Annotated in this window: 15 protein-coding genes; 3 read left to right on the top strand and 12 right to left on the bottom strand. The window is 73.8% G+C overall.

Annotated features, from left to right (window positions below; genetic code table 11):
* Nucleotides 1-126: 126 nt before the first annotated feature.
* From ACAX67_RS03125 to ACAX67_RS03105, 5 genes are all read right to left on the bottom strand, one after another.
* Nucleotides 127-1,254: a DUF2510 domain-containing protein gene (locus tag ACAX67_RS03125; protein ID WP_370702353.1), complete on the bottom strand. Its 1,128-nt coding sequence runs from the start codon at nt 1,252-1,254 to the stop codon at nt 127-129.
* A 9-nt stretch (nt 1,255-1,263) separates the two neighbouring features.
* The gene (locus tag ACAX67_RS03120) at nt 1,264-2,754 is read right to left on the bottom strand and encodes a DUF7059 domain-containing protein (protein WP_370702352.1); all 1,491 of its coding nucleotides are present in this window, start codon (nt 2,752-2,754) and stop codon (nt 1,264-1,266) included.
* Nucleotides 2,755-2,758: 4 nt separating this feature from the next.
* Nucleotides 2,759-4,081 carry a hypothetical protein gene (locus ACAX67_RS03115; RefSeq protein WP_370702351.1) on the bottom strand — a complete coding sequence of 441 codons (1,323 nt, stop codon included), beginning with the start codon at nt 4,079-4,081 and terminating at the stop codon, nt 2,759-2,761.
* Nucleotides 4,082-4,212: 131 nt separating this feature from the next.
* On the bottom strand, nt 4,213-6,513 hold the full coding sequence (locus ACAX67_RS03110; RefSeq protein ID WP_370702350.1) for a sodium-translocating pyrophosphatase: 2,301 nt from the start codon (nt 6,511-6,513) through the stop codon (nt 4,213-4,215).
* Nucleotides 6,514-6,919: 406 nt separating this feature from the next.
* Nucleotides 6,920-7,261: an STAS domain-containing protein gene (locus tag ACAX67_RS03105; RefSeq protein WP_527890982.1), complete on the bottom strand. Its 342-nt coding sequence runs from the start codon at nt 7,259-7,261 to the stop codon at nt 6,920-6,922.
* Nucleotides 7,262-7,370: 109 nt separating this feature from the next.
* Here ACAX67_RS03105 and sftH point away from each other — a divergent pair, with 109 nt between their 5' ends.
* Both sftH and ACAX67_RS03095 read left to right on the top strand, forming a co-directional pair.
* Nucleotides 7,371-9,728 (top strand): DNA 3'-5' helicase SftH, encoded by a 2,358-nt coding sequence (gene sftH / locus ACAX67_RS03100; RefSeq protein WP_370702348.1) that lies wholly within the window; start codon nt 7,371-7,373, stop codon nt 9,726-9,728.
* 9 nt (nt 9,729-9,737) lie between these two features.
* Entirely contained in the window at nt 9,738-10,055 is a 318-nt protein-coding gene (locus ACAX67_RS03095) for a hypothetical protein (RefSeq protein ID WP_370702347.1), read from the top strand.
* On the opposite strand, the gene ACAX67_RS03090 is transcribed toward ACAX67_RS03095, so the two are convergent.
* The 7 genes from ACAX67_RS03090 to ssd form a co-directional block, all read right to left on the bottom strand.
* Entirely contained in the window at nt 10,045-10,410 is a 366-nt protein-coding gene (locus ACAX67_RS03090; protein ID WP_370702346.1) for an Rv3654c family TadE-like protein, read from the bottom strand. The two genes, ACAX67_RS03095 and ACAX67_RS03090, sit on opposite strands and share 11 nt — an antisense overlap.
* Nucleotides 10,407-10,775, bottom strand: coding sequence for a TadE family type IV pilus minor pilin (locus ACAX67_RS03085; RefSeq protein WP_370702345.1), 369 nt, complete (start codon nt 10,773-10,775; stop codon nt 10,407-10,409). Before ACAX67_RS03085 ends, ACAX67_RS03090 begins: the two co-directional genes overlap by 4 nt.
* Nucleotides 10,772-10,957: a DUF4244 domain-containing protein gene (locus ACAX67_RS03080; RefSeq protein WP_370702344.1), complete on the bottom strand. Its 186-nt coding sequence runs from the start codon at nt 10,955-10,957 to the stop codon at nt 10,772-10,774. The genes ACAX67_RS03085 and ACAX67_RS03080 overlap by 4 nt, the downstream gene beginning before the upstream one ends.
* Before the next feature lie 157 nt (nt 10,958-11,114).
* Entirely contained in the window at nt 11,115-11,834 is a 720-nt protein-coding gene (locus tag ACAX67_RS03075) for a type II secretion system F family protein (protein ID WP_370702343.1), read from the bottom strand.
* 10 nt (nt 11,835-11,844) lie between these two features.
* Nucleotides 11,845-12,546, bottom strand: a complete 702-nt coding sequence (locus tag ACAX67_RS03070; RefSeq protein WP_370702342.1) for a type II secretion system F family protein — start codon at nt 12,544-12,546, stop codon at nt 11,845-11,847.
* Between the two features lie 77 nt (nt 12,547-12,623).
* Nucleotides 12,624-13,787 (bottom strand): TadA family conjugal transfer-associated ATPase, encoded by a 1,164-nt coding sequence (locus tag ACAX67_RS03065; protein WP_370703633.1) that lies wholly within the window; start codon nt 13,785-13,787, stop codon nt 12,624-12,626.
* A gap of 14 nt (nt 13,788-13,801) precedes the next feature.
* Complete coding sequence (ssd, locus tag ACAX67_RS03060; protein ID WP_370702341.1) at nt 13,802-14,884, bottom strand: septum site-determining protein Ssd; 1,083 nt, start codon at nt 14,882-14,884, stop codon at nt 13,802-13,804.
* A 111-nt stretch (nt 14,885-14,995) separates the two neighbouring features.
* Between ssd and ACAX67_RS03055 the strand changes: the two genes are divergently transcribed.
* Nucleotides 14,996-15,790 (top strand): HAD family hydrolase, encoded by a 795-nt coding sequence (locus ACAX67_RS03055; RefSeq protein ID WP_370702340.1) that lies wholly within the window; start codon nt 14,996-14,998, stop codon nt 15,788-15,790.
* The last annotated feature ends 318 nt before the right edge of the window (nt 15,791-16,108 follow it).

Genomic DNA, 16,108 nt, shown 5'->3' with positions numbered 1-16,108 from the left:
CTCGCTGCGCTGACCTGTGATGACGGACGTCTGTGAGCGCCTCGTGGGGTCTCACGGCCCATGACGGTAGCGCGTCATGTCCAGCCTTCCATTCCCCGAGGGCCCGGTGGGACGCCCTGGAAGAGGTCAGCGGACCCTGATCTGGGGGGCGAACGAGGCCTGCTGGGCGATCAGCGCGTCGTCGCCGATCGGCACCACCGTGACGAACACGCCGTAGGTGTCGGCGTCGCCGGTGTCGACCACGATCACCTGCGCCACGTCGCCGGTCACGTCGAGGTCGGGGTCGTCGATCCGCAGGTCGGAGGTCACCTGGTAGGCGTCCTTGCCGTCGATCGTGATCGCGCCGGAGCTGACCGGGTCGCGCCCGACGAAGTCGGCGTAGAGGTCCTGCGAGGCCGCCATGCACGCCATCACGGTCTCGGCGGCCTGCGCCGGGTCGTCGTAGCCGTTGGCCTTGCGCAGCGCGCCCACGCCGTAGATCGAGACCCAGCCGGTCTTCTTGTTCTGCTCGATGACCTTCTGGACGGGCGTGAAGTCGTCGGCGAACGTGAACGCGGAGGAGTACTGCGTGTCCGCCTCGTAGCCGTCCGGCACCGGGATCGTCAGCCGGCCGCCGCTCACCTTGGTCGCCCCCTTCGGCGGGGTCGTCGTCGGCGTGGGCAGGCCGGCCTTGCACTGCTGGTCGGTCGGCGTCGTGCTGTCGGGTGCCGTCGGGCTGGTCTCCGGGCCGGTCGGCGACGTCGGGGTCGTCGGGTTCGTCGGGGCGGAGGTCGTCGGCTCGCCGGTGCCGTCGTCGGAGGCCGTGGTGGAGTCGTCGTCGGAGAGCGCCCGGATGCCCACGAACGCGAGCACCCCGAGCACGACCAGCCCGACCACGGCCGCCGCCACCAGGGCCGCGACCTTGCCGGATCCGCCGCTGCCCGGGGGAGGCGAGGACGGCGGGTAGCCGCCGCCGTACGGAGGCTGGCCGTAGGCCCCGCCCGGGGGCGGCGCCTGCGGCGGTGGGGGTACGGCGCCGTACGCCCCTCCACCGGGCGCGGGACCACCGGGTGCGAGGACGGTCGCATCGGGCGCCGGGGGCGGCTGGGCCGGGGGCGGCGACTGCGGTGCGACGGGCGGCGGAGGTGCGGGGTGCGGGACCGGTGCGGGCGCGTAGGGATCGCCCGTCGTCTCCTGGGTCCAGGACGCACCGTCCCAGTAGCGGTAGGTCTGGGGCTGTCCAGCGGGATCGGGGTACCAGCCGGCTTGGGTCACCGCGCCAGTCTAGGAAGTCGGGGAAGCCTGGAGATATCCCTCGTGGACCAGGCCGGACAGCTCGGGCAGGTACTGCTCCCGGGTCGCCCCCGCGTCGAGGTCGAGCAGCTGGGCGACCGCGTCGAGGATCGACCCGACCGGGAGGTCGCCGTCGCACGCCCCGACGACCGCCGCGAGCACGGTGTCGACCTGACGGGCGCGGCGCAGGCCGCGCTGCTGGCGCAGCAGGATCGTCGCGGGATCCTCCGCGCCCACGGCCCCGACGGTCTCCTGACGCACGTCGGCGCGGACGACGAGCGTGGCGTCCGGCGCGACCGTCTCGCCGATGGCGCTGCCCCACTCCCCGATCGCCGGAGCGATCGGCTGCTCGACGTCGTAGGGCCACTCGAGGAGCTCGCGCGCGGCGTTGCCGGTGCGGTGCAGGTTGATCCACCCGAAGCCGATGCCCGCGACGCCCTGCTCCTCCAGCCACGACAGCCAGGTGTCGTAGCGGCGCGCGTAGTCGGCCGGCGACCCGGTGCCGGTCGCCGGGTGGTGGCCCGAGTCCTTGAGCCACAGCTCGACGTAGGCCGCAGGGTCGAGCACCTCGCGCTGCACCACCAGGGCGTCGCAGTCGCCGGGGAGCCACGCGGCCAGCCGCTCGTCCCAAGGACGGTCGGCAAGGATCGCCCAGTTGGCGAGCACCTGGCACCAACCACCGTCGGCGAGGTGGTCCGGCGCCGTGCGGACGACGTGCTCGACGACACGGTCGCCGGGCAGGCCCGAGTCGCGGTAGACCAGGCGCTCCCCCGTCGCCGGCGAGATCACGAACGGCGGGTTGGTGGCGATCAGGTCGAACCGCTCACCCGCGACCGGCTCGAAGAACGAGCCGTCGCGGACCTCGACCCGGTCGGCCACCTCGTTGAGCGCTGCGTTGAACCGGGTGAGGGCCGACGCGCGCCGGTTGACGTCGGTGGCGACCACACGGTCGGCGTGGACGGCGAGGTGCAGCGCCTGGACGCCGCAACCGGTGCCGAGGTCGAGCGCGCTCCCCACGTCGTGGCGCAGGGTCAGCTGGGCCAGGGACGTCGAGGCCGGGCTGATGCCGAGCACGTAGTCGGAGGTGACCCGCTGCGGGGCGCCGTCGAGTCCGGGCGTGAGGTCGCTGACGACCCACAGGTCCGTCCCGTCGTCGCTGCCGTAGGGCCGGCAGTCGAGGCGTGCGGCGACCTCGCCCACCGACTGCGCGAGCATCCCCTCGGCCGCGAGCCGGTCCACCAGCCCGGGCAGGGCCCGCTCGGCCTCCGCCAACGGCACCGTCGCCTGCAGGAGGAAGAGCCGGACCAGCGTGGAGAGCGGCCCGCCGTCCGTCGTACGACGAAGGGCGGGGGTGGTCTCGTTGCGCGACAGCGCCGCGTGCGCGTCGGTCCCGAGCAGGTCGGCGACCGCGTCGTAGGTGAAGCCGGCTGCCAGCAGGGCCTCCCGGAGCGGGTCCGCGAGGCCTTCCGGCGACGGACTCACCCGGTCAGCCGATCTTGATCTTCGCGGCCTTCACGCCGAAGCAGCGGGCACCGAGCGTCCACTTCGGGTCGACGTAGGCGTAGTAGCTGCCGGCCTTCGGCTTCCGCTTCACCGTGAGCGCGAACTTGCCCGCCGGGTCGGACCTGACCTTGCCGATGACCGCGTCCGGGCCCTTGACGAGGCGGTAGATCGTCACGTTGCGCCGCGGGTTGCACTGGTCGTAGTCGCTGGTCACGATGCCGCTGAACCGCTTCTTCGACGCCTTGTAGCGCAGCAGCGCCGTCGTGATCGACTGCGCGACGCAGCCGTTGGCGTCGAGGCCGTACTGCTCCGGGCAGTTGTCCGGGACGAGGATGCCGACGTGGTCGCCGTCGGGGTCGTAGCCCTGCGGCGTGCGGTCGCAGGCGTTGCCCTGTCCCTCGGTGCCGTCGGGGACGTCCTCCGGCTGCACACCGGGGGGCACGGTGTTGTCGATCGCGGCGTCGTCGTCGGCCTGGTCGGTGTTCGCGACGTCGGGGCAGTTGTCGACGCCGTCCACGACGGTGTCGTGGTCGCGGTCGGCCGCACCGAGGTCGACGGGGTCGCTGGCGAGCGTGGCCCACTTCGGGGCGCCACCCAGACCACCGAACTTGCCGGTGCCGAGCACGTCGGCCTTCGCGCCACCCAGCAGCGAGCCGGCATTGAGCCCGACCCCGGCCTCGATCGTCGTGCCGAGCACCATCTGCACCGGCCCGCTGAGGTTGATGCCCGCGGCGGTGAGGTCGGTGCGCGCCACGGCGAAGGCGACGTAGCCGCCGCCGTTGGTGCCACCGGAGTAGGACGTGGAGTTGGCCGCGGTCGCCGGGATCGTCGCCAGGACGCTGCCGGTGTTCTTGACCCCGGTGTCGGCCCCGCTGTGGATCGTGATCGTGCTCGCCGCGTCGTCGTAGCGGATCGCCCGGTCCCAGCCGGTCGTGTTGGCGTTGGTGTCCATCTGGACGACGTAGCCGCCGGCCGCGTCGGCGGCCGGCTGCACGCTGGTGTGGAGGCGGAAGTAGATGTACTGAAGGTCGGCGAAGACGAACGCCGTCCGCGGGTTGGTGGTGCCGTCGACCGGCGTCAGGTCGAGGTATGTCGTCCCGACGTCTCCCGCCGCGTCGGTCATCGGCGCCGCAGCACCCCCGCTGGGGGTCTGCGTGATGGCCGACCAGGCGGTGCTCCCCGGCGCCGGGAACGCCGGATCCACGGCGTGGGCGGCCGGCGCGGCCACCACTCCCAGACCAGCAGTCACCATCGCTGCCGTGGCGCCGAGGCACAAGCCCCGCACCGCCCCCATGCGTGCCTTCATCACTCCACCGTCTCCCGGTCGGTACCGCGCGTGCGATCGCACAGCGCCCCTCCCGGGGATCGTATCCCGGGAAACGCCTCGGCCCGGCCTCCTTGCGGAGACCGGGCCGGGACGCTGGACGTGCGGTGCCGCTAGACGGCGTCGGTCACCGCGGGTGCCTCGACGTCACCGAGCTGCGACTGGCGCTGCTTGGAGATGTAGACCGCGATCGCGATCCCGGCCGCCGCGACGATCGCGATGATGATCCGCACGGCGTCGTTCTCGTCCTTGCCGTAGCTCAGGTTCACGATGGCGCCGACGATGAGCAGCGACACCAGGTTCATCACCTTGAGCAACGGGTTGATGGCCGGACCGGCGGTGTCCTTGAACGGGTCACCGACGGTGTCACCGGTCACCGTCGCGGCGTGGGCCTCCGACCCCTTGCCGCCGTGGTGACCGTCCTCGACCAGCTTCTTGGCGTTGTCCCAGGCGCCGCCCGCGTTGGCGAGGAAGACCGCCATCAGCGTGCCGGTCGCGATCGCACCGACCAGGAAGCCGGCGAGCGGACCGACGCCGAGCCCGAAGCCCACGGCGATCGGGGCCAGGATCGCGAGGATGCCCGGCGTGGCCAGCTCGCGGAGCGAGTCGCGGGTCACGATGTCGACCACGCGACCGTACTCCGGACGACCCGTGCCCTCCATGATCCCGGGGATCTCGCGGAACTGGCGGCGCACCTCGAAGACGACGGCACCTGCCGCGCGTCCGACCGCGTTGATCGCGAGGCCGGAGAAGAGGAACACCACGCCGGCGCCGAGCAGCGCACCCACGATGAGCTTGGCGTCGAAGACCACGAAGCCGCTGAGGACGTCGTCGGCGTAGCGGCCGGCCTCGTCGAAGGCGCTCTGGGTGTACGACGCGAACAGCGCGCTCGCCGCGAGCACGGCGGTCGCGATGGCGATGCCCTTGGTGATCGCCTTGGTGGTGTTGCCCACCGCGTCGAGCTCCGTCAGGATCTGCGCGCCCGCGGGGCTGACGTCGCCGGACATCTCTGCGATGCCCTGGGCGTTGTCGGAGACGGGCCCGAAGGTGTCCATCGCGACGATGACGCCGACGGTCGTCAGCAGGCCGCAACCCGCCAGGGACACGGCGAACAGCGCCAGGGTCAGCGACCCGCCGGCGAGCAACGCCGCGCCGAAGACCGCCGCGCCGATGACGATCGCGGTGTAGACGGCGGACTCCAGGCCGACCGAGAGGCCGGACAGGATCACGGTGGCGTGACCGGTCAGCGAGGTCCGGGCGACGTCCTTGACCGGACGGTGGTCGGTGCCGGTGAAGTAGCCGGTGAGGGCCAGGATCGCTGCCGCGAGCACGATGCCGATGACGACCGCGCCGGCCGCGAAGACCGCCGGGTTGAGGTCGGGTACGTCGGCGCCCACGTCGAGCACGCCACCGGTGCCGTTGAGGTCCGCCCAGTCCTTCGGCAGGTAGATGAAGGCGGCGATCGCACTGGCGACCGCGCCCACGGCTGCCGACATGTAGAACGCCCGGTTGATCGTGGTGAGACCGCTCTCGCCGGCCCGGGGGCGGGTGAGGAAGACACCGGCGATCGCGGAGAGCGCGCCGATGGCCGGCACGATCAGCGGGAAGACCAGGCCCTTGTCGCCGAAGGCCTGCGAACCGAGGATCAGCGCGGCGACCAGCGTGACGGCGTACGACTCGAACAGGTCGGCCGCCATGCCGGCGCAGTCGCCCACGTTGTCGCCGACGTTGTCGGCGATGGTCGCGGCGTTGCGCGGGTCGTCCTCGGGGATGTTCTGCTCGACCTTGCCGACCAGGTCGGCGCCCACGTCGGCGGCCTTGGTGAAGATGCCGCCACCGACACGCATGAACATCGCGAGCAGCGCGGCGCCGAAGCCGAAGCCCTCGAGCACCTTGGGCGCCTCGTCCTGGAAGCAGAGGACGACGACGCTGGCGCCGAGGAGGCCGAGGCCCACCGTCGCCATGCCGACGAACGCGCCGGTGCGGAAGCCGATGTTCATCGCCGGATCACGGCCCTCGGTCTCGGCCGCCGCGGCGACGCGGAGGTTGGCCCGCACCGCCAGCGACATGCCGAGGTAGCCGATGGCGGCCGAGAAGCCGGCGCCGACGAGGAAGAACACCGAGCGGAAGATCCGCACGGTGGCGTCGTCGGCCGGCAGGGCCATGAGGGCGAAGAAGGCGATCGCGGCGAAGATCGCGAGGGTCCGGAACTGGCGCGTCAGGTAGGCGCTGGCGCCTTCCTGGACGGCCTGCGCGATACGGCGCATGTTCTCGGTGCCCTCGCCGGCGGCGAGGACCTGCTGGCGGAACAGGACGGCCATCGCGAGCGAGCCGAGCGCGATGAGGCCCACCAGGGCGACCAGCACGAAGTCACCGCCTTCGACCTCCACGACAGCGGGAAGAGTCCCGGGCATGCGTTTCCTCCTGGGGGAGTGGTCAGGGGTTCGGGTCGTTTTCTCGACCCGGGTCTTGAACGTGGCCGGAGTCTACGCACGGTGTGGCGCACAACACACCGAGGGTGTGACCGGGATCACCTGCAGCTTCGGGCCGCCCCGCGGGGACCGGGTCCCGATCCGTCCCGACCAGGAGGCAGCCGATGGTCGGGGAGGCCGCGCCGGCGACCGTCACGAGACCCCGCGACGTGGCCCGCCGACCTGGGGGCCGGCGGTCGGGAGCAGGCGTCTCGATACGTCCTCGCCCAGGGGCTCGGACTACTCAACGACCGGGATGGTCGAGGGGTCGGGTGCGCACGTGTCGAGACACGGTGACGTGCGCGGCGCAGTCACCGAGCGGAAGGGCTGCGGAGCAGCCCGGCGACCGTCAGGCCAGCGCTTCCTCGGCGGAGGGGTGGATCGTGAACACCTTGGCCAGGCCGGTGATCCGGAAGATCTTCAGGAGCCGGTCCTGGTTGCAGATCAGCTGGAGCGAGCCCTCGTGGGCGCGCACCTTCTTCAGGCCGCCCACGAGCACGCCGAGGCCCGTGGAGTCGAGGAACTCGACCTGCTCCATGTCGATGATCAGGTCGTAGCTGCCGGCGGCGACGAGCTCGGTGATGGTGTCGCGGAGCTTCGGCGCGGTGTAGACGTCGATCTCGCCCCCGACGGCGACAACGGTGCGCCCTCCGACCTCGCGCGTCGAAAGTGTCAGGTCCACGTTGTCCATCCCAGAGAAAGTCGCAGTACGTCGGCGGATATCAAACCATGCCCTTCCTACCACGCTCAGCGGAACCGGGAGCGGCCTTCTGTCGGCCCCCGCGAGCAGAATGAGCGTCATGACCGCCTCGCCCGCCGCCGTACGCACCGCGCCCGGCGCCGGCGTGGACGCCGTGGCGCTCCTCGAGCGGCTCGCGTCGGGGGCCTCGCGGGCCGACCGGCTGACCCACCTCGAGCGGATCCCGGCGCGGCCGTCGGTCGGCGCCGACTGGCCGACGTGGGCCGACCCGGAGGTCGTCTCGGCCTACGCCTCCCGCGGCGTGCTGCGGCCGTGGCGTCACCAGGTGCTCGCCGCCGAGCACGCCCACGCGGGGCAGCACGTCGTGCTGGCCACCGGCACGGCGTCGGGCAAGTCGCTGGGCTACCTCCTGCCCGCACTGACGGCGATCCGGGCCGGGCGGGGTCCGCGCGGCCAGCGAGGTTCGAGCACCCTCTACCTGGCGCCGACCAAGGCGCTGGCCCAGGACCAACGGGCCGCGATCGACGGGCTCGGGCTCGACGTGCGGGTGTCGACCCACGACGGCGACAGCCCCCAGGAGCAGCGGGAGTGGACCCGCGACCACGCGGAGTACGTCCTCACCAACCCCGACATGCTGCACCGGTCGCTGCTGCCCGCGCACGACCGGTGGGCCCGGTTCTTCGCCACTGTCGACTACGTCGTCGTCGACGAGTGCCACCACTACCGCGGGGTCTTCGGCGCGCACGTGGCCCAGGTGCTGCGCCGGCTGCGCCGGGTCTGCGCACGCCACGGCTCGACCCCGATCTTCGTCCTCGCCTCGGCCACGGTGGCCGACCCCGAGGTCGCCGCACGCCGGCTCACCGGCCTCGAGGTCGCCGCGGTCACCGACGACGACTCCCCCCGCGGCGAGGTCGCGGTCGGGCTGTGGGAGCCGCCCCTGACGTCCTACGCCGGCGAGCAGGGCGCACCCGTACGACGGCCGGCCACCGCCGAGACCGCCGACCTCCTCGCCGACCTCGTCGTCGAGGGGGTGCGGTCGTTGGCCTTCGTCCGGTCGCGACGCGGCGTGGAGCAGGTGGCCCAGCGGGCGTCCGACCTGCTCGCCGAGGTCGACCCGTCGTTGGGTCGCGCGGTCGACTCCTACCGGGGCGGCTACCTGCCCGAGGAGCGGCGGGCGCTCGAGGACGACCTCCGCAGCGGCCGGCTCCTCGGGATGGCGGCCACCAACGCGCTCGAGCTCGGCATCGACGTCAGCGGGCTCGACGCGGTCCTGGTCACCGGGTTCCCCGGCACCCGCGCGGCCTTCTGGCAGCAGGTCGGCCGTGCGGGCCGGTCCGGCGGCGGCGCGCTCGGCATGCTCATCGCCCGCGACGACCCGCTCGACACCTACCTCGTCCACCACCCGGAGGCGCTGCTCGGACAGCCCGTCGAAGGCACCGTCTTCGACCCCGACAACCCGTACGTGCTCGGACCGCACCTCTGCGCGGCCGCGCAGGAGCACCCCCTGACGATGGCCGACCTCGACCTCTTCGGGCCGACCGCACGGGGCCTGCTCGACGACCTCGTGCGGGCCGGACTGCTGCGGCGGCGTGCGTCGGGGTGGTACTGGACCGACCAGCGCCGCGCCGCCGACCTGGCCGACATCCGCTCCACGGGCGGAGCCCAGGTGCAGCTCGTGGAGGCCGGCACCGGCCGGGTGGTCGGCACCGTCGACGGCGGCCGCGCCCACACGACCGCGCACACCGGGGCGATCTACGTGCACCGCGGCCAGACCTGGGAGGTCGAGTGCCTCGACCTCGAGCACCACGTCGCCGAGATCCGTCCCAGCGACGCCGACTACACCACCACCGCTCGCGACGTCGCCGACATCGTCATCGTCGAGGAGCGTCGGCACCAGGCCTGGGGCCGGTCCCGGATCTCGTTCGGCTCGGTCGACGTGAGCAACCAGGTGACGTCCTACCTCCGCCGCCGGGTCCGCACCGGCGAGGTCATCGACGAGACGCCGCTCGACCTGCCCGTGCGCACCCTTCGCACCAGTGCGGTGTGGTGGACGGTCCCCGACGACGTGGTGGCCGACACCGGGCTCGCGACCGCGGACCTCCCCGGCGCGGCCCACGCCGCGGAGCACTGCTCGATCGGCCTCCTCCCGCTCTTCGCCACCTGCGACCGGTGGGACATCGGCGGCGTCTCGACCGCCCGCCACCCCGACACCGGCGTGCTCACCGTCTTCGTCCACGACGGCCACCCGGGTGGGGCGGGCTTCGCCGAGCGTGGCTACACCACCGCCCGCGCCTGGCTGACCGCGACCCGCGAAGCGATCGCCGCGTGCGAGTGCGCCACCGGCTGCCCGTCGTGCATCCAGTCACCGAAGTGCGGGAACGGCAACGACCCGCTCGACAAGGCCGGCGCCGTGCTCCTGCTCGACGCGCTGCTCGCCGAGGCGGGTCCGTCGCACTAGGGTCGCTCCATGGTGATCCTCGCTCTGGTCCTGCTCCTCGCCGGCGCGGTGATCGTGCTGCTCGGCCTCTTCACCGCCGACGCCTCCTCGGACAACGGCAAGGCCACCATCGAGATCGCCAACGTCAACCTGTCACCGGAGGGTGTCTTCCTCGCCGGGGTCGTCGCGACCCTGCTGATCCTCGCCGGGCTCTGGGCGCTCAAGCTCGGCGCGAAGCAGGGGTGGCGGCGTCGCAAGGAGCAGAAGAAGATGGCCGCGCTCTCGGAGAAGCTCGACCGGGCCGAGGCCGACCGCCGGCACGACGACGAGGACGACCTCAACGGCTGAGCACCACCTCCTCGGGTCCGGCACGCGCCCGTGCCGTGAGGTCATCCGGCTGACCGAGCCAGTGCGGCCCGGCGGCAAGGACCACGACGCTCACCTGGGTGCCGTCCGCCCGACAGTCCGTCAGGCTCGCGCCGTTGGCCGCGGCGACGGACGCCGCCGCGGTGCACGGGTCCGCTCCGTCCCCGGCGGCGGCCGCGCCGGCGAGGGCCGCGAGGTCCGCCGCGGCCTGCGCCGTGCGGTGAGCGGCCACCATCGCCGCGACCACCGCCAGTGCGGCGCCGAGCATCAGCAGCACCCCCGCACACGCCACCACCAGCAGCGTCGCCGACCCCCGCTCGTCGGGGCCGCGCCTCACGGATCCTCCTCGGCCACCGCGACCGCCTCGGCGCCGACGTCCACCCCGGGCAGGAAGGCGAACAGACCGCCCGGGCCCGGCACGTGACCGCTCGCCGTCGCCGTCACGCGGTCGCCGCTGGTGGCGACCGCCACCCGGACGCCCTCGGGTGCGACCCGCTCCCCCACCGCGACCGCCGCGGCCTGGTCGTCGCCGCGGGCGACGGCGCGGGCGCACTCGCGCGCGGCGTCCACCGTGCGGACCTGGGCCGCACCGACGGACAGCAGCCAGACCAGTCCGGTGGTGACCGCGAGGAGCAGCGGCAGGCCCATGGCGAGCTCCGCGGTGACGATGCCGCGCTCGTCCCGCACCGTCCGGGCGATCATCCGATGCCGAGCAGGCTGAAGACGTGGTCGAAGAGCGTGTGGAGCATCCGCTCGCCGAAGCCACCGGTGAGGAGCTTGTAGAGCAGGCCCGCGAGGCCGGCGCCGGCAGCCGTGCCGACGGCGTACTCCGCCGTGGTGATGCCGTGCTCGTCGCCGTGCAGCAGGGTGATGGGTCGAGTCATGTCGCCTCCTGGATGGTGGCCGGCCACCTGGTGCGGCCAGCCGGTGCGCGAGAGCCTGCGGGCACGGGCCGACGATCCCGCCCCGGCAGGTGCGGCGGTGTGGAGGAGCGGGCGCCGAGGCGTTGCCTGTGGACGGTTGCCGGTCCTGTCAGTCCGGTCACCACGCGATCGAGCGGGCCAGCCCGGCGACGAGCGGGACGATCCCGAGGAGAAGGAAGGCCGGCAGGAGGCAGACGCCGAGCGGGACCGCGGCCCGCACGCCGATCGCCCGGGCCCGGTCCTCGACCTCGCCGCGGGCGCGGCGGGCGAGCTCCTCGGAGAGCCTCTCCACGGCGCCCACCACCGGAGCCCCCGAGCGGTGCGCCCGCGCCATCGTGCGACCGAGGGGGCCGACGACGAGGTCGTCGGCGAGCGCTGACCACACCTCGTGCGGGTCGGCGCCCAGCGCGAGCCGCGTCCCCACGGGCCCGAGCAGGTCTGACGCCGCGCCGGGCAGGGAGCGGCAGACCAGCTCGATCGCCGGTCCGGGTGCGCTCCCGGCCCGGAGCGCGGCGGCGAGCAGGGTCACCACGTGCGGGAGGTCGCGTCGTACCTCCTCGCGGCGCAGCCGCTCCGAGCGCGGCTCGATCCTGCCGGCGGCGGTCCACACCACCACCGCCAGGACGCCCCCGGCAGGCAGGGCCGCAGCCCCACCCAGGACCGCCGCGGCGCCGGCGCCCGCCAGCAAGGCCCAGAGCAGCCTCCCGCGACGCAACAGCTGCTCACGGGGACCGGCCGACGCGATCGGCCGCGCCGGACCTGCTCGCACGGACCGCGGCACCGACCACGGGGCAGGGCGGCCGAGCGCCACGGCGAGCCCGGCCAGCGCGGCCGCCACGAGGACCACCTCACCGCCCCGTCTCGACGCTGCGGGCGAGCGCCTCGATCCAGGCGACCCCGGCCATGCCGCAGGCGAGCCCTGCGGCCAGGCAGCCGAGCCCGAGCGGCTCACGGAGCAGGAAGGCCCACGGATCGGCCCCGGCGCCGCTGCCCATCAGCAGGGCGACCAGGGGAAGCCCGGCCACCAGCCGTGCGGTCGCCCGGGCGGACGCCAGCTCGCCGGCCACCACCCGCCGGGTCTGCTCGGCCTCCCGCAGCTCGGCCGCCACCCGGGCGAGCGCGTCGGCCAGGCCGTGGCCGGTGCGGTGGGCGACCTGCCAGGCGGCCGCGACCACCCGCAGGTCGCCGGCTCCGGGGAGGTCGGCGAGCTGCCGCAGGGCCCGCGGGACGTCGCCACCGGACTCGCGGATCCGGCTGACCGGCAGCAGCACCGGCCACTCGGCGGCAGCGCGGGCCAGCGCTGTCGAGGACGTCTGACCGGCCGCCAGCTCCGCCTGGAGCGCATCGCACACCTCGACCACCCGGCCGCGCACCTCCACCGCCCGCCGGTCGGCCCGCCGTCGCGCGGCCATCCGCGCAGTCCCGACTGCCGTGGCCGTCGCGACGAGACCGAGCGCGAGGATGCGCGGGTCGTCGGCCAGCAACCAGCAGCCGCCGCCGGCTCCACCGGCCACGACGACGTACGACGACCGACCGCGCGGACCGCGCACCCCCACCGTCCTCGTGGCCGGTGCGAGCAGAGCGGCCGCGGTCGCGGCGAGGAGGCAAGCGAGCGGAGCCCACCCGCTCACCGGTGCCGCCGCGACTCGATCAGGTCGAGCAGGCGCCCGGCGGCCGGGCCCGCGGACAGCTCGCCGTCGATGGAGACGGCCGCGGCGGTGACGGTGCGCGCCAGCCCGTCCGACGCCCGGTCGAGCAGCGCCACCTCGCCGAGCCGGCGCCGGCCGTCGCGGCCGCGGACCATGTGGAGCACCACGTCGACCGCCGAGACGAGCTGGCTGTGCGCCGCCTCGCGACCCAGCCCCGCGGCGAGCGCGAGCGCCTCGATGCGCGCGGGCAGGTCGGCGGCGGAGTTGGCGTGCAGCGTGCCGCAGCCGCCCTCGTGCCCGGTGTTCATCGCGGCGAGCAGGTCGACCACCGCGCCGTCGCGCACCTCGCCGACGACGAGCCGGTCCGGCCGCATCCGCAACGCCTGCCGGACCAGGTCGCGCAGCACGACGGCGCCGGCGCCCTCGAGGTTGGGCGGGCGCGCCTCGAGGCCCACCACGTGCGGATGGTCCGGCCGCAGCTCGGACGCGTCCTCGACCACGACGATCCGCTCGGCCTCGTCGACCGCGCCGAGCAACGAGGCCAGCAGCGTCGTCTTGCCGCTGCCGGTGCCGCCCGTCACCAGGAACGCCAGCCGGGACCCGACCACGAGTCGCACCAGCTCGAGCGACTCCCTGGTCAGCGTGCCCGCCTCACGCAGCTGATCGAGGGTGAAGCCGCTCCGTCGCGGCACGCGCAACGAGATCGAGGTGCCGGGCCGGGCGATCGGCGCCAGCACGGCATGGCAGCGGGTGCCGTCGGGCAGCCGGACGTCGGCGTACGGCGCCGCATCGTCGAGCCGCCTCCCACCCGTCGCGACCAACCGCTGCGCGAGCCGCCGGACGGAGTCCTCCGAGTCGATCCGCACTCCCGACGGCTCGAGACCGGCGCCGCGGTCGACCCGCACCTCGCCCGGGCCGTTGACGAGGACGTCGGTGACCCCGGGCTGGCGGAGCAGCGGCTCGAGCGGCCCCGCCCCGACGACGTCGCGGCGCAAGGACTCGTAGACCGCGAGGACCGTCGCGTCACCGACCGGCCGACCGGCGGCCCGCAACGCCTCGGCGACGCGGTGCGGTGTCAGGTCACCCGGTGACCGGGCGAGCCGGCTGCGCACCTCCTCGACGAGCGCGGTGACGTCACCCATCACGTCGAGGGCGCTCACGCCGCACCTCCGACCCGCTCGCGCAGCACCGCGCCGACGGCGCGCGCCAAGGGGCCGCGCCGGGATCGCAGCGGCCCGAAGCCCAGGTCGAGCGCCTCCTCCAGCCGGGGCTGGTCGCGCATCTGCACCCGCACCGGCAGCTTGAGCACGGCCGCCACGTCGGCGGCGGCGACGCCCTCCCCGCGCAGGACGAGCCCGACGCCGGGGTGCCGCGCGAACCGCTCGGTCGTCCGGGTCGCGGCGCTGACGCCGAGCACGCTGCCCACGGTCACCACGACCAGCTCGTCACAGCGCGCGGCCACCTCGTCGACGAGCCGGTCGGGTGTGCGCGGCAGGTCGACCACGACCGTGTCGTGTCCGCGGCGCGCCGCGGACAGTGCCTCCCGGACGGCGAACGCCTGGAGCGTCGGCGTGCCGGGGCCGGCGTACCAGGACAGGACGCCCAGCTTGCCGCTGCGCGGCAGGGCGTCACGGAGGGCGCGCGCGCTCAGCCGGCCGGTCGTCCGGCACAACGCGTCCCACCGGAACCCGTCGGTGCGCTCGAGGCCGAGCATGCGGTCGAGTCCCGGGCCCTGCGGGTCGCAGTCGATCACGACCGCCTCCCCCGCGCGGGCCGCGGCTTGGCCGAGTGCACACGCGAAGGTCGTCGCCCCCGCGCCTCCCGAACCGCCGACGACGCCGATCACGCGTCCTCGCGCCGCGCGCCGCTCGGTCAGGTCGGCGAGCAGCTCGACCAGCCACGCCGACGCCGAGGCCAGCTCGACGACCTGCTCCGCGCCTATCTGGAGCGCCGTGCGGAAGAGCTCGTCAGGGGCGCGCCCGGCCGCGAGCACGTAGACGTGGGGCCGCCGGTCGGGCGCGGCCGCAGCAAGGTCGGCGGCGAGGTCGGCGCCGACCAGCACGACGGGCGCACGGCTCCAGGCCGTGAGAGCGGCGACCAGGTCGCGCGCCGTCGTCGGTACGACGTCCGCGGCCGCAGCGAGCGGGAGGAGCTCGGACAGCAGTCCGTCGTCGGCGGTGAGGATGAGCGGGGAGCTCGCCGTGGCACCCGCGTCGGGGGTGATGGTCGTGGTGGTCATGCGTCACGATGTGCCGGACCGCCGTACCTGCGCCCGGGTGCGCTCCGCACCTGTGGGCGACGCGGCGCCGCGGTGACGCTGTGGACGGTTCCCGGCCCCTACGATGAGCGCATGGGCCCCGAGGCGGCGTTCTTCGACCTCGACAAGACGATCATCGCGAAGTCGAGCGCACTGGCGTTCAGCAAGCCCTTCCAGGCCGGCGGGCTGATCTCCCGCCGAGCGGTGCTGCGGTCGGCGTACGCCCAGTTCGTCTTCCTCGTCGGCGGTGCCGACCACGACCAGATGGAGAAGATGCGGCAGTTCATGTCGCAGCTCGTCGCCGGCTGGGACGTCGCCACCGTCAAGGAGATCGTCGCCGAGACGCTCCACAACATCGTCGACCCCATCGTCTACGACGAGGCCGTGCAGCTCATCGAGCACCACCACGCGGCCGGGCGCGACGTCGTCATCGTGTCGTCGTCGGGCACCGACGTCGTCGAGCCGATCGGCGCGATGCTCGGTGCCGACCGGGTGGTCGCGACCAGGCTCGAGATCGTCGACGGGCACTACACGGGCGAGATCGACTACTACGCCTACGCCCAGGAGAAGGCCAACGCGATACTCGAGCTCGCCGACCAGCGCGGCTACGACCTCGCCTCCTGCTACGCCTACAGCGACTCCTCCACCGACATCCCGATGCTCGAGATCGTCGGCCACCCGCACGCCGTCAACCCCGACCGCGAGCTGCGCAAGGCCGCGGCCGCCAACGGCTGGCCCGTGCTCATCTTCAGCAAGCCCGTCGCCCTGCGCGCGCGGATGCCGCTGCCGCAGTCGAAGCCCACGCTCGCGGCCATCGCGGTCGGCGGAGTGGTCGCCGTCGGAGTCGGCGTCTGGGTCGGCGTGAAGCGCCGCAACCTCAGCGCCTGAGGCCTTCTCGCCCGTCGTACGCGCCGTTCTGCAAGAGCGCTCACGTCTCCCCAGAGAACTCCCCTCAGCACCAAAAGACAACCCTTGAAGGTGCAGGTGAAGCGGCGTACAAAGGAGTCACAACTCCAAGCAACACATGGCCCCGGTACCCACGCGGCGATCCACCCTTCCTAACAGGGCGCACGTCACCGGGAGACTCTCGGGGCGGCATACAGAGAAGCACGCCTGGTAGCCAAGCGGTCATGTGTCAGCGGTGGCACCCGAGAGACCTATGTGACTCGGGTGCCACCAGCATTTTTCCGAGGCCAGCCGGACGCG

It is taken from the genome of Nocardioides candidus (assembly GCF_041321175.1).
Classification (GTDB): Bacteria; Actinomycetota; Actinomycetes; order Propionibacteriales; family Nocardioidaceae; genus Nocardioides.
The sequence above is the reverse complement of the archived record's forward strand: the minus strand, read 5'-3'. Positions and strand labels throughout refer to the sequence as shown.

What these genes read in the sequence shown, in the direction of transcription:
- ACAX67_RS03085 (WP_370702345.1), bottom strand. Translation starts at nt 10,775, where the DNA reads ATGATCGCCCGGACGGTGCGGGACGAGCGCGGCATCGTCACCGCGGAG.
- ACAX67_RS03080 (WP_370702344.1), bottom strand. Translation starts at nt 10,957, where the DNA reads ATGACTCGACCCATCACCCTGCTGCACGGCGACGAGCACGGCATCACC.
- ACAX67_RS03105 (WP_527890982.1), bottom strand. Translation starts at nt 7,261, where the DNA reads ATGGACAACGTGGACCTGACACTTTCGACGCGCGAGGTCGGAGGGCGC.
- ACAX67_RS03055 (WP_370702340.1), top strand. Translation starts at nt 14,996, where the DNA reads ATGGGCCCCGAGGCGGCGTTCTTCGACCTCGACAAGACGATCATCGCG.
- ACAX67_RS03095 (WP_370702347.1), top strand. Translation starts at nt 9,738, where the DNA reads ATGGTGATCCTCGCTCTGGTCCTGCTCCTCGCCGGCGCGGTGATCGTG.
- ACAX67_RS03115 (WP_370702351.1), bottom strand. Translation starts at nt 4,081, where the DNA reads ATGAAGGCACGCATGGGGGCGGTGCGGGGCTTGTGCCTCGGCGCCACG.
- sftH (WP_370702348.1), top strand. Translation starts at nt 7,371, where the DNA reads ATGACCGCCTCGCCCGCCGCCGTACGCACCGCGCCCGGCGCCGGCGTG.
- ssd (WP_370702341.1), bottom strand. Translation starts at nt 14,884, where the DNA reads ATGACCACCACGACCATCACCCCCGACGCGGGTGCCACGGCGAGCTCC.
- ACAX67_RS03110 (WP_370702350.1), bottom strand. Translation starts at nt 6,513, where the DNA reads ATGCCCGGGACTCTTCCCGCTGTCGTGGAGGTCGAAGGCGGTGACTTC.
- ACAX67_RS03065 (WP_370703633.1), bottom strand. Translation starts at nt 13,787, where the DNA reads ATGGGTGACGTCACCGCGCTCGTCGAGGAGGTGCGCAGCCGGCTCGCC.